This is a genomic window from Pseudomonas sp. P105, assembly GCF_032614175.1.
Taxonomy (GTDB): Bacteria; Pseudomonadota; Gammaproteobacteria; order Pseudomonadales; family Pseudomonadaceae; genus Aquipseudomonas; species Aquipseudomonas rhizophila.
In genome coordinates this window covers 3961585-3974643 of the sequence record NZ_CP126693.1, presented here as the reverse complement: position 1 = coordinate 3974643, position 13059 = coordinate 3961585, and the positions used below count along the sequence as shown (strand labels likewise).

General features: G+C 62.0%; 12 protein-coding genes. 8 read left to right on the top strand and 4 right to left on the bottom strand.

All coding sequences use genetic code 11. The annotated features are described in order from the left end of the window. Window positions 1-23 precede the first annotated feature (23 nt). The 7 genes from QOM08_RS17750 to QOM08_RS17720 all read left to right on the top strand — a co-directional run bounded on the left by QOM08_RS17750 (window position 24) and on the right by QOM08_RS17720 (window position 5812). Window positions 24-686 (top strand): amino acid ABC transporter permease, encoded by a 663-nt coding sequence (locus QOM08_RS17750; protein ID WP_047227888.1) that lies wholly within the window; start codon window positions 24-26, stop codon window positions 684-686. A 9-nt stretch (window positions 687-695) separates the two neighbouring features. Then, window positions 696-1358, top strand: coding sequence for an amino acid ABC transporter permease (locus QOM08_RS17745; protein WP_047227835.1), 663 nt, complete (start codon window positions 696-698; stop codon window positions 1356-1358). After that, window positions 1355-2146: an amino acid ABC transporter ATP-binding protein gene (locus tag QOM08_RS17740; RefSeq protein ID WP_047227836.1), complete on the top strand. Its 792-nt coding sequence runs from the start codon at window positions 1355-1357 to the stop codon at window positions 2144-2146. The genes QOM08_RS17745 and QOM08_RS17740 overlap by 4 nt, the downstream gene beginning before the upstream one ends. Window positions 2147-2188: 42 nt before the next feature. After that, window positions 2189-2578 (top strand): RidA family protein, encoded by a 390-nt coding sequence (locus tag QOM08_RS17735; RefSeq protein ID WP_047227837.1) that lies wholly within the window; start codon window positions 2189-2191, stop codon window positions 2576-2578. A gap of 145 nt (window positions 2579-2723) precedes the next feature. After that, window positions 2724-3488: an IclR family transcriptional regulator gene (locus QOM08_RS17730; protein ID WP_047227838.1), complete on the top strand. Its 765-nt coding sequence runs from the start codon at window positions 2724-2726 to the stop codon at window positions 3486-3488. A 29-nt stretch (window positions 3489-3517) separates the two neighbouring features. After that, window positions 3518-4735: an amino acid deaminase gene (locus QOM08_RS17725; protein WP_139049657.1), complete on the top strand. Its 1218-nt coding sequence runs from the start codon at window positions 3518-3520 to the stop codon at window positions 4733-4735. Window positions 4736-4888: 153 nt separating this feature from the next. After that, entirely contained in the window at window positions 4889-5812 is a 924-nt protein-coding gene (locus QOM08_RS17720; RefSeq protein WP_316911919.1) for a sugar kinase, read from the top strand. Window positions 5813-5849: 37 nt separating this feature from the next. Here the strand turns inward: QOM08_RS17720 and QOM08_RS17715 are convergent, their stop codons facing one another. Both QOM08_RS17715 and QOM08_RS17710 read right to left on the bottom strand, forming a co-directional pair. Then, complete coding sequence (locus QOM08_RS17715) at window positions 5850-6125, bottom strand: peptidylprolyl isomerase (RefSeq protein WP_019690952.1); 276 nt, start codon at window positions 6123-6125, stop codon at window positions 5850-5852. A 48-nt stretch (window positions 6126-6173) separates the two neighbouring features. Beyond that, window positions 6174-8711 (bottom strand): PAS domain-containing protein, encoded by a 2538-nt coding sequence (locus QOM08_RS17710; protein WP_316911918.1) that lies wholly within the window; start codon window positions 8709-8711, stop codon window positions 6174-6176. A 134-nt stretch (window positions 8712-8845) separates the two neighbouring features. On the opposite strand from QOM08_RS17710, the gene QOM08_RS17705 reads away from it, so the two are divergent. Continuing rightward, window positions 8846-9964, top strand: coding sequence for a PilT/PilU family type 4a pilus ATPase (locus tag QOM08_RS17705; protein ID WP_047227842.1), 1119 nt, complete (start codon window positions 8846-8848; stop codon window positions 9962-9964). Between the two features lie 151 nt (window positions 9965-10115). On the opposite strand, the gene QOM08_RS17700 is transcribed toward QOM08_RS17705, so the two are convergent. Beyond that, complete coding sequence (locus QOM08_RS17700; protein WP_173406794.1) at window positions 10116-12071, bottom strand: acetoacetate--CoA ligase; 1956 nt, start codon at window positions 12069-12071, stop codon at window positions 10116-10118. Between the two features lie 203 nt (window positions 12072-12274). Continuing rightward, on the bottom strand, window positions 12275-13051 hold the full coding sequence (hbdH, locus tag QOM08_RS17695) for a 3-hydroxybutyrate dehydrogenase (protein WP_076384048.1): 777 nt from the start codon (window positions 13049-13051) through the stop codon (window positions 12275-12277). Window positions 13052-13059: the final 8 nt, after the last annotated feature.

The following is a 13059-nucleotide window of genomic DNA, read 5'->3' as shown; positions in this document are numbered from 1 at the left end:
CCCCGTTGAAGGTACTGCCGACCATGAATTATCAGTTGAACTTTGCCGCCGTCTGGCGCGATTTCGACACCTTGCTGGCGGGGCTCGGCCTGGGGCTTTCCCTGGCGCTGGTGTCGATCGCCATCGGTTGCGTGATCGGCCTGTTGATGGCGTTCGCGCTGCTGAGCAAGCACCGCGTGTTGCGGGTGCTGGCCTCAGTGTATGTCACGGTGATCCGCAATACGCCGATCCTGGTGCTGATCCTGCTGATCTACTTCGCCTTGCCAAGCCTGGGTATTCGCCTGGACAAAATTCCCTCGTTCGTCATCACGCTCTCGCTGTACGCCGGGGCCTACCTGACCGAAGTGTTCCGCGGCGGGCTGCTGAGCATTCACAAGGGCCAGCGTGAAGCGGGGCTGGCCATCGGTTTGGGCGAGTGGCAAGTGAAGGCCTACGTCACCGTGCCGGTGATGCTGCGCAACGTGTTGCCGGCGTTGTCGAACAACTTCATTTCGCTGTTCAAGGACACCTCACTGGCGGCAGCGATCGCTGTGCCGGAGCTGACTTATTACGCCCGCAAGATCAACGTGGAGAGCTACCGGGTGATCGAAACCTGGCTGGTGACCACGGCCCTGTATGTCGCGGCCTGTTACCTCATTGCCATGCTGCTGCGTTATTTCGAGCAGCGTCTGGCGATCCGCCGTTAGGAGTGTTCCATGTACGAATCCCCCAGTTGGTTGCATGAGTTGTGGGTCGCCCGGGAGACGCTGTGGGCCGGGTTCCTGACCAGCGTGCAGTGCTCGGTACTGGCGATTTTGTTAGGCACGCTGATCGGCCTGTTCGCCGGGCTGGTGCTGACTTACGGTCGCTTCTGGATGCGCGCGCCGTTTCGTTTCTACGTCGACGTGATTCGCGGCACTCCGGTGTTTGTGTTGGTGCTGGCCTGTTTCTACATGGCCCCGGCCCTGGGCTGGCAAATCGGCGCATTCGAGGCTGGTGCCTTGGGCCTGACACTGTTTTGCGGCTCCCATGTGGCCGAGATCGTGCGCGGGGCCTTGCAGGCCTTGCCCCGTGGGCAGATGGAGGCAAGCCAGGCCATCGGCCTGACGTTTTTCCAGGCGCTGGGTTACGTGCTGTTGCCCCAGGCACTGCGGCAGATCTTGCCGACCTGGGTCAATTCCTCCACCGAAATCGTCAAGGCTTCGACCCTGTTGTCGGTGATCGGCGTTGCCGAACTGCTGCTCAGCACTCAGCAGATCATCGCCCGGACCTTCATGACCCTGGAGTTTTACCTGTTCGCCGGTTTTCTCTTTTTCATCATCAACTACGCCATCGAATTGCTCGGGCGGCACATTGAAAAGCGGGTGGCCTTGCCATGACTGATGTTTCGACCTCTACCAATGCTCAACCGCTGCTGGACATTCGCGGTCTGCGCAAACAATACGGCCCGGTGGAAGTGCTCAAGGGCGTGGACCTGAGCATGCAGCGCGGCAATGTCGTCACCCTGATCGGCTCCAGCGGCTCGGGCAAAACCACGTTGCTGCGTTGCGTGAACATGCTTGAGGAGTTCCAGGGCGGGCAGATCGTGCTCGATGGCGAGGCCATCGGCTATGACGAGGTGGGCGGCAAGCGCGTGCGCCACCCGGAAAAAGTCATCGCCCGGCACCGGGCCATGACCGGCATGGCCTTCCAGCAATTCAACCTGTTCCCGCATTTGACGGCGTTGCAGAACGTCACCCTGGGCCTGCTCAAGGTGAAAAAGCTACCCAAGGACGAAGCCGTGGCCCTGGCCGAGAAATGGCTGGAGCGGGTCGGCTTGCTGGAACGGCGCAATCATTTTCCCGGTCAGTTGTCCGGCGGTCAGCAGCAGCGTGTGGCGATCGCTCGGGCGATTGCCATGAACCCCAGCCTGATGCTGTTCGATGAAGTGACCTCGGCCCTGGACCCGGAATTGGTGGGTGAGGTGCTGAACGTGATCAAGGGACTGGCCGAAGACGGCATGACCATGCTGCTGGTGACCCACGAAATGCGTTTTGCCTTCGAGGTGTCCGACAAGATCGTGTTCATGAACCAGGGCCGCATCGAAGAACAGGGCCCACCGAAAGAACTGTTCGAACGGCCACAGTCGCCACGACTGGCTGAGTTTCTCAAGAACACCCGTTTTTAATTTTATTGAACCTCTGATTGATACAGGCAAGGAGAAACACCCATGAGCATTACGCGCTACGGCACCGGCAGCACCGCAGGCGGCGGTCAGCCACGGCCCTTCGCCCGAGCCGTTGAGGCCGACGGCTGGCTGCACGTGTCCGGTCAGGTGCCGGCGGTCAACGGCGAGATTATTGTCGGCGGGATCGTCGAGCAGACCCACCAGACGATGAAGAATCTGATCGCGATTCTTGAAGAAGCTGGATACGGCCTTGAAGATGTGGTGCGCTGCGGCGTATGGCTGGAAGATCCGCGGGATTTCTGGAGTTTCAACAAAGTATTTGGTGAATACTTCAGCCCCGAACATGCCCCTGCCAGGGCTTGTGTGCAAGCGAACATGATGGTTGATTGCAAGGTTGAGATTGATTGCATCGCCTACAAGAAAAAGGCTTGAGTCACTGAGGACTCATCGCGGGCACGCCTTGCTCCCACAAGGCAATGCAAACTCCTGTGGGAGCAAGGCTTGCCTGCGATAGCAATCTATCAGGCGGTGCAGCACTCTGGTTAAACTCCCGGCCAATTGAATGGGAACCCAAGACATGACCGAAGACACCATCAAACGCCGGGCCCGAGGGTTGGACCGGGCGTTCGATATCCTCGATTTCCTCAAGGAAATCGGCCAGCCGTTGCGCCCCAATGACATCGCCAGCGGCATCGGCAGCCCCAAGTCCACGGTCTACGAACTGGTGGCGTCGCTGCTGGAGCGACGCATCCTGGAGCCGGTGGGCAAGGACGGCCACGTCTACCTGGGCCGCCAGTTGTACTTTCTCGGGCAAGCGCACCTGCGGCATTTCGACCTGAGTCGCGAGGCCGATCACGCCTTGCAGGAAATCGTCAGCCAGACCCGGGAAACCGCCCAGATGTGCCTGCTCAACGGGCGCAAATACACGGTGGCACTGATGAAGGAGGGGGAGCGGCATTTTCGCATTTCCTCGGACATCGGCGAGAACGCGCCGATTCCCTGGACCGCATCCGGACGCCTGCTGCTGGCGCATCTGAGTGACCAGCAGATCGTCGACCTGATCGACCCCGACGACTTCATCCTGCCGGACGGCGAGCGCCTGCCCCTGGAGCGGTTTCTCGCGGAGATCCGCCAGGCCGGGCTCGATGGATTTTTCTCCTTCGACAGTGTGGCCGACACCTTCACCCACTGCTTCGCCGCGCCGGTCAAAGACGCCAATGGCGTGGCCATCGCGACCCTGTGCATCGTCGCCCCACGGGCCGACGCCAAGAACAACTACGCCGACTACCGCCGGGTGCTGATCGAAAGCGCCAACAACCTGGCCCGTCGCATCAATGAATAGACAGCCGCGGCTGTGTGAGGAGTGTGAACATGTCTTCTGCCATTCATAACGCTGCCGTGGAGAAGGGGGCCGCCCAAGCGGGCGATCACCTGCTGCGCGACATCAGCCTGCCGGCGCTGGTTTTGCATCGCCAAGCGTTGGAGCACAACATTGGCTGGATGCAAAAATTCGTCACGGACAGTGGTGCCGAACTGGCGCCCCACGGCAAGACCAGCATGACCCCGGCGCTGTTTCGCCGCCAACTCGAGGCCGGCGCCTGGGGACTGACCCTGGCCACGGCAGTGCAGACCCGTGCCGCTTACGCCCATGGCGTGCGCCGGGTGCTGATGGCCAACCAACTGGTGGGCACGCCAAACATGGCGCTGATCGCGGATCTGCTGGCAGATCCCGCGTTCGAATTCCATTGCATGGTCGACCATCCCGACAACGTTGCCGAGCTGGGCGCGTTCTTTGCCTCTCGCGGCGCGAAGTTGAACGTGATGATCGAATACGGTGTGGTGGGTGGTCGGTGTGGCTGCCGGACCGAGGCCGAGGTGCTGGCCCTGGCCGAGGCGATCGGGGCGCAACCGGCGCTGGCGCTGACCGGTATCGAAGGCTACGAAGGCGTGATCCATGGTGACCACGCCATCAGTGGCATCCGTGCGTTTGCCGCATCCCTGGTGGGGCTGGCGGTGCAACTGCAGGACAACGGTGCGTTCGCCATCGACAAGCCGATCATCACCGCCTCGGGTTCAGCCTGGTACGACCTGATTGCCGAGTCTTTCGAGGCTCGGAACGCCCACGGACGTTTCCTCAGTGTGCTGCGTCCTGGCAGTTACGTGGCCCATGACCATGGCATCTACAAAGAGGCCCAGTGCTGCGTGCTGGAACGGCGTAGCGACCTGCACGAAGGTCTGCGCCCGGCCCTGGAAGTCTGGGCCCACGTGCAATCGCTGCCTGAACCCGGCTTTGCGGTGATCGCCCTGGGTAAACGCGACGTGGCCTATGACGCCGGGCTGCCGGTGCCGCTCAAGCGTTACCAACCCGGCTCCGACTCCATAGCGGGGCAGGACCTGGCCGGCTGCAAGGTCACGGCGGTGATGGACCAGCATGCGTTCATGACGGTGGCGACCGGGGTGGAACTGCGGGTAGGCGACATCATCTCGTTCGGTACGTCGCATCCGTGCCTGACTTTCGACAAGTGGCGGGTGGCGTGCCTGGTGGATGAGCAGTTGCGGGTGGTCGAGAGCATGGAGACTTGTTTCTAGCCTTGAAACCGAGTCGCGGCTGTCGCCAGCAGGCTCGCTCCCACAGTGGGGCGGTTGTGAACAGAGGATTTGTGTTCACCCAGTGTCCCCTGTGGGAGCGAGCCTGCTCGCGATAGCGGCCTGGCAGACACTATCGAAATATCAGGATCGCCCATGAGCTACCCCAACCCAAAACCCCGCATCGCCCTGATCGGCGAGTGCATGATCGAACTGCAGCAACGCGCCGATGGCAGTCTGCAACAAAGCTTCGGTGGAGACACCCTGAACACCGCTGTGTACCTGTCCCGCGCCCTGGGTGACAAGGGCGCGGTGGATTACGTTACCGCCTTGGGCGACGACAGTTTCAGCGATGCCATGTGCCAGAGCTGGGCCGCCGAAAATATCGGCCTGGATCGGGTCCAGCGCCTGCCCGGTCGTTTGCCGGGTTTGTATTGCATCCAGACCGACGCGGCGGGTGAGCGGCGGTTTTTGTACTGGCGCAACGAGGCGGCGGTGCGTGATTGCTTCACCACCCCGGCCGCCGCACCGATTCTGGCGGCGCTGCCGGATTACGACGTGCTGTACTTCAGCGGCATCACCCTGGCCGTGCTCGGTGAGCAAGGTCGTGGCAAGCTCATCGAAACCCTGATCCAGGCCCGCCGGCGCGGGGCCGAGGTGGTGTTCGACAATAACTACCGGCCAAGGCTCTGGGCATCAGTGGATGCAGCCCGTGCGGCCTATCGCAGTGTATTGCCTTACGTGGAGCTGGCGCTGCTGACGGTGGACGACGAGCAGGCGCTGTTCGGTTATGCCGACAGCGCTGAGGTGTTCGCCGCGTACGCGCAGTTGGGCACTTCGGAAGTGGTGCTCAAGCGCGGTGCTGAGCCCTGTCTGATCTGTTGTGATGGTGAGTCTTTCGAGATTCCGGCCCAGCGAGTGGAGCGGGTGGTGGACACGACGGCGGCGGGGGATTCATTCAGTGCTGCTTACCTGGCAAGCCGCCTGCTCGGTGGCGGCCCGGTGGAGGCCGCCGAGGCTGGACATCTGTTGGCGAGCCGGGTCATCCAGGTGCCGGGGGCGTTGATGCCCAAGGACTGAAGGGGCCGCGAAGTACCTGTGGGAGCGGGCTCGATCATTAGTCCCGGTAGAACACCTGCACCAGGTGATAGCCGAACTTGCTCTTGATCGGCCCATGCACCACCCGCAGGGGCTTTTTGAAGATCACCGCGTCGATCGCACCGACCATCTGCCCGGGCCGCACTTCACCCAGATCACCGCCGCGTTTGCCCGAGGGACAGGTGGAGTATTTCTTGGCCAGTACATCGAAGGCTTCGCCTTTGGCGATGCGTTGCTTGAGCTGTTCGGCTTCTTCGGCGGTTTTCACCAGGATATGGCGGGCTTGGGCTTTCATTGCAGCAGTGACCTGAACGGTGCGACGGGGCGGCGATTATGCCTCAAGTCAGGCGCCATGGTTGATCATCGTCCGAATCTTGTTCGCCAGCAGATCGAGGCTGAAGGGCTTGGCAACCATATCCATGCCCTGCTCGAGAAAGCCCTGGCGCTCGGTGGCCTTCTGCGCATAACCGGTCATGAACAGCACCTTCAGATCGGGCCGATGCTGACGGGCGATTTCCGCCAGTTGCCGGCCATTCATGCCTGGCAGGCCGACATCGGTCACCAGCAAGTCGATGCGCTGGCTGGACTCCAGTAGCCCAAGGGCAGCCTTGGCGTCCTGGGCTTGAAGGGTGGTGTAACCCAGGGCGTCGAGCAGATCGAGCACCAGCATGCGCACGGCCGGTTCGTCTTCGACCAGCAACACGGTTTCACCGGCGACGGCGGCCGGTGCATCCAGCGCTACCGGCGCCGCAGTCTGCTGGACAGACGCGACGTACAGCCGCGGCAGGTACAACTGCACCCGCGTGCCCTGGTCCGGCACACTGTCCAGGCTCAGCAGGCCACCCGACTGTTGGGCAAACCCGTAGATCATCGACAAGCCCAAACCGGTGCCCTGGCCGATGGGTTTGGTGGTGAAGAACGGATCAAAGGCCTTGGCCAGCACGGATGGGGTCATGCCGCTGCCATTGTCGCTGACGGCAATCATCACGTAGTCACCGGCCTTGACCGGTTCCAGGGCACTGAGGTCATTCCCGTCGAGGTAGACGTTGGCGGTTTCGATGGTCAATTCGCCACCCTCAGGCATGGCGTCCCGAGCGTTGATCACCAGGTTGAGCAGGGCGTTTTCCAGCTGGCTGGCATCGGTGCTGACCGGCCACAGTTCATCGGCCAACTGCAGGCGCAGCACGATGTGATCGCCGGTGGTTCGGCTCAGCAAGTCTTCAAGTGAACGCACCAGGTCATTGGGGTCCAGCGGTTTGCGGTCCAGCGACTGGCGTCGGGAAAACGCCAGCAGGCGGTGGGTCAGGGCCGCCGCACGATTGGCCGAGGACACGGCCGCTTCGGTGAAACGACCGATCTCGGCGGTGCGACCGCTGGCAATGTAGCGCTGCATCAAGTCGAGACTGCCGAGAATGCCGGTGAGCATGTTGTTGAAGTCATGGGCAATGCCGCCGGTGAGCTGACCCACGGCCTCCATCTTCTGGGCGTGGCGCAGCGCCTCCTCGGCACGTTCGCGTTCGAACATCTCGTTTTGCAGGCGGTGGTTGGCTTCGGCCAGTTGCTGGGTGCGGGCGATGACGCGTTCTTCGAGCGTCTCGTTGAGGTTGCGCAGGGCCTCTTCGGTTTTCTTGCGCTCGGTCTCGTCGATCACAAAGATGTAGAAACCGTTCACCGCACCATCGGCCCCACGGCGCGGCAGGTAGTTGATCAAGGCATGGCGGGGACGGCCGTCGCGGTGATCCGATTGCACGGTGAAGCTGCACGGCTTGCCTGCCAGGGCGTCGGCGATCTGCTCGGCGCGGGCGGCGTAGGCTGAATCGCCGAGCACTTCGCGAATTGTCTTGCCATATAGCTCTTGGGGCGTCAGGCCATACCAATCCAGATAGGCGCTGTTGTTGAGGCGAAAACGTTCTTCCCGGTCCACATAGCTGATAAGGATCGGCATGGCGTTGATGATCAGTTGCAGTTCGGTCTGGCTCTGGCGCAGGGCCTGCTCGGTACGCTTGCGCTCGGTCAGGTCCAGGGCCGCGCCGAGAAAGCGTTTGGGCCGGCCATGGCGATCCTTGTAGCAGCGACCGCGCACGAACACCCAGCGCAGTTCGCCGTCAGGCCGCAGGAGACGGTACTCCTCGGCGTATTCAGTGCTGTGGGTGATGCAATGCTTGATGCTGCGGGTGACCATGGCCCGGTCCTGGGGATGCACGCCTTCAAGGTAAGCGCTGATGGGCAACTGGCGCGACAGGTTCGGGTCGACGCCATGCAGCACCGCGAAGTGCTCGTCGGCAACAAAGCGGTCTTCGCTGATGTCCCAATCCCAGGTGCCTAGCGTATCGGCAGCGGCCAGGGCCAGTTGCAGGCGTTCCTCGCTTTCCTGCTGGGCCTTGAGGCTGGCTTCTGAGCGTCGCTCGAACTCCAGGGCCAGGCGTCGTCGTTCACCGGTCTCGATGGCTGTGACCAGAATACCGGCCACGGCGCCGTCTTCATCGCGCACGGGGCTGTAGGTCAGGTCCAGCCAGACATCGCAGAGGCGGCCGGCGAAGGGCACTCGCCATTGCTGATCGCGACAGGTGTGCATGTGGCCTTGCAACACGCGGTGATAAATCGGCCCGCTCAGATCTTCGAGTTCGGGCCATGCTGAATGGGTCGGCTGGCCGAACGCCTGGGGGTGTTTGTCGCCCGTCAGGCGGGTAAAGGCGTCGTTGTAGAAATGAATCAGCTGTGGCCCCCACAGCACGGACATCGGCAGCGGCGAGTGGAGCACGATGTCCAGGGCGGTACGCAGGCTCTGGGGCCAGGTTTGGGCAGTGCCCAGCGGGCTGTTGGCCCAGTCACGTCGGGCCAACAGGCTCTGTACGTCAATGCCGGCGGGTGTTGCGTTCATCACGCTAGCCCTGCAAATCGTGTCGCAGTCACGGTGTCTACTATCCTCTGAAGAAGGTAAGCGCGGGTTGGTCTGAAAGGTTTGCTCATCGGGTCAGCTTGTTTCATTGAAGTCTCGCGGAAGTCAATCAGGCCATGGAAATCGATCCCTTGTTACGCATTCTGGCGAGCCAGGATGGCTCCGACCTCTATATGTCCACCGGTGCGCCGCCGTGCGCGCGTTTCGAGGGGGTGCTCAAACCCTTGAGCAACCAGCCCTTCAAGGTGGGCGACATCGCCGGGCTCGCCGAGTCTTTGATGGACGCCGAACAGCGGCTTGAGTTCGATCGAGAACTGGAAATGAACCTGGCTATCTCCCTGGCTGGGGTCGGGCGGTTTCGCGTCAATATCTTCAAGCAGCGCAATGACGTGTCCATGGTGATCCGCAACGTCAAGCTCGACATCCCGCGGTTCGAGGACCTGAAACTGCCAAATGTGTTGCTGGACACCATCATGCAGAAACAGGGGCTGATGCTGTTCGTCGGCGCGACAGGGTCGGGCAAGTCGACTTCCCTGGCGGCGCTGATCGATTACCGTAATCGCAACAGCAGCGGCCATATCATCACCATCGAAGACCCGGTGGAGTATATCCATCGACACAAGAAATCGATCATCAATCAACGGGAAGTCGGTGTCGACACCCGCAGCTTTCATGCCGCCCTGAAGAACACCTTGCGCCAGGCACCAGACGTGGTACTGATCGGCGAAATTCGTGATCGCGAAACCATGGAACATGCCCTGGCCTTCGCCGACACCGGGCACCTGGTGATTTCCACCCTGCATGCTCACAATGCCAACCAGGCGCTGGACCGGGTGATCAATTTCTTCCCGGAAGAACGCCGGCCGCAGCTGCTCAATGATCTGGGCAACAACCTCAAGGCGTTCGTGTCGCAACGCCTGGTGCGCACTCGCACCGGCCAGCGCCGGGCCGCGGTGGAGGTCATGCTGGGCTCGCCCACGGTGGCCGACCTGATCCGCCGCAATGAGTTCGGCGAGCTCAAGGGCATCATGGAAAAGTCAGAAGAACTCGGGATGCAAACCTTCGATCACGCCCTGTACAACCTGGTGGTGGAGGGTGCTATCGATGAGGAGGAAGCCCTGAAAAACGCCGATTCGGCAAACAACCTGCGGTTGCGCCTGAAGTTGCATGCCGAGTCGGGGGCAGCGGTGCCCCCGGCCGATCCGGCGGCGGGGGAGTGGGGGTTGATGGATTGATGGTTCCACAGGCATACCGCGTTGTCGTTCATCGCGAGCAGGCTCGCTCCCACAGGGAATCGATGGTGATTGCCAATCCTGTGTTCACCACCGACCAATGTGGGAGCGAGCCCGCTCGCGATGAGGCCAGATGGCCCATACGGCTTTAACCTCAGGTGGTCAGTTCCAGCCGATCCCTGAACTGCTCCAGCGCCTCGGGATTGGCCAGGGCATCGGTGTTTTTCACCACCTGCCCATGCACCACGTTGCGCACCGCCAGTTCCACCACCTTGCCGCTGATGGTCCGCGGGATGTCGCTGACTGCCAGGATCTTCGCCGGCACATGACGCGGTGTGGTATTGGCGCGGATCACCTGGCGGATCTGTTGCTCCAGGGCCTCATCCAGGGTCACGCCGTCGCGCAGGCGCACAAACAGTACCACGCGCACATCACCCTGCCATTGCTGGCCGATAGCAACGCTGTCCAGCACCTGCTCGACCTTTTCCACCTGCCGATAGATTTCCGCCGTGCCGATGCGCACGCCACCGGGGTTGAGCACTGCATCCGAACGCCCGTGGATCAAGAAACCGCCGTGAGGCAGTTCCTCGGCGTAGTCCCCCTGGGCCCACACACCGGGGAACTGGCTGAAGTAGGAGGCCCTTAGCTTTTCCTGCTGCGGATCATTCCACAGGCCAATGGGCATGGCCGGGAAGTGCCGGGTGCAGACCAGTTCACCTTTCTCACCGATGACCGCCTGGCCTGCCTCGTTCCAGACCTGCACCGCCATGCCCAGACTCTTGCCCTGCATCTCGCCACGGCGAACGGCGGACAACGGATTGCCATTGACGAAGCACGACACAATGTCGGTGCCACCGGACATCGAGGCCAGGCACACCTGGGGCTTGAAGTCGCGATACACGTAGTCGTAGCTATGGGGCGCCAGGGCCGAGCCGGTGGACAGGATGGTTTTCAGGCTGCCCAGGTCATGGGTCTGTCGCGGTTTCAAACCCTGGCTTTCCAGGGCCGCCAGGTATTTGGGGCTGGTGCCGAATACGCTGATGCGCTGCTGGTCGATCAGGTCCAGCAGGCGCTCGGGGCCAGGGTGAAAGGGCGAGCCGTCGTAGAGCACCACCGCACTGCCGACGGCGAGGGCCGACACCAGCCAGTTCCACATCATCCAGCCACACGTGGTGTAGTAGAACAGGCGATCTTCGGGGCCAAGGTCCACATGCAGGCCATGTTCCTTGAGGTGTTGCAGCAACACGCCGCCGGTGCTGTGGACGATGCACTTCGGCACGCCGGTGGTGCCACTGGAATAGAGGATGTACAGCGGATGATCGAACGGCACGTCAACGAACGCCGGTTCGCCGCCACAGCGGTAGAAGTCGCTCCACAACGCGACGCTGGCCGTTGTCTTGAAGTCTTCGACGCGGGCGTCAGGGCATGCATAGGGCAGGATGATCAATTGCTGCAGCGAAGGCAGGCGCTCGAGGATTTCGTTGACCTTGGCTCGCTGGTCGATGACCTTGCCGGCGTAGCGGTAACCGGCGCAGGTAATCAGCACCTTAGGCTCGATCTGGCCGAACCGGTCGATGACCCCGTGGGTGCCGAAGTCAGGCGAGGAGCACGACCAGATCGCCCCCAGGCTGGTGGTGGCGAGCATGCCCACCAGGGTCTGCCAGGTGTTGGGCATGCACGCGGCTACCCGGTCGCCCTTGCTCACACCTGCCGCTTGCAGGCTTTTTTGCAGGCCAGCGACGTGGGCGGCAAGTTCGGCCCAAGTCAGTTGTTCTTGCCCGCCACTTTCGTCGAGGGCAACCACGGCCACGGCGTCATCGCGCCGGCGCAGCAGGTGTTCGGCAAAATTCAGTGTCGCCCCGGGAAACCACCGGGCGCTGGGCATTTGCTCACCTTCGACCAGCACATCGCTGGGCGCCTGGTGAAAACGGATCTCGAAGAAGTCGACGATGGCCTGCCAGAAGGCTTCACGCTGGTCGATGCTCCAGGCGTGCAGCGCCGGATAATCGCTCAGTTGCAGCTGATGCCGTTCGTTGATGAACCGGCGAAAGGCGTCCATGCGTGACTGGGCGATGCGATCGGGGGTGGGTTGCCAGAGGATGTCGGACATGGGGTGCCTCTTTTTCTTTTATGTACACACAAACTATAGAGCGACCCAATCTTGTGGCGAGGGGATTTATCCCCGACTTGTGGGAGCAAGGCTTGCCCGCGATGAACGAAAACGCGGTTTAGCTGTTAAACCGCGGTGCGGCCATCGCGGGCAAGCCTTGCTCCCACAGATAAATCCCCTCGCCACAAGGGATCGCAAGAAATTTACTGAGCCAGCCACCCACCATCAATATTCCACGCCGCGCCACGTACCTGGCTGCCGGCTTCGCTGCACAGAAACAGCACCAGTTCCCCCAGTTGCGGCGGGGTGACGAATTCCAGGGAAGGCTGTTTTTCGGCCAGCAGGTCATGCTGTGCCTGTTGCGGGTCGATGCCCGTGGCAATGCGGTCGTCGATCTGTTTCTGCACCAGCGGTGTCAGCACCCAGCCAGGGCAGATGGCGTTGCACGTCACGTTACTGGTGGCGGTTTCCAGGCCGACCACTTTGGTCAGACCGATCACCCCGTGTTTGGCTGCGACGTAGGCGGCCTTGCCCACCGAGCCGACCTGGCCGTGCACCGAGGCAATGTTGATGATCCGCCCCCAGCCCTTGGCGCGCATGCCCGGCAGGCTCAAGCGCGTGGCATGGAACACCGAGGACAGGTTGATGGCGATGATCGAGTCCCAGCGCTCCACCGGAAAATCTTCCACGGCGGCCACATGCTGGATACCGGCGTTGTTCACCAGAATGTCCACGCCGCCGAACTCCCGTTCGGCGTAAGCGAGCATGTCGGCGATCTGCGCCGGATCACTGACATCGGCCGGATGATGGCCGACCTTGCCGCCGAACTGTTTCACCTCGGCGATCACCGTCGAGGCATCGCCGAAGCCGTTGAGGATCAGGTTGGCGCCGGCCTTGGCAAGGCTCAGGGCGATGCCCAGGCCGATGCCGCTGGTAGAGCCGGTGACCAGGGCGGTCTTGCCCGAAAGAGGGGTTGTCATGGGGAGCC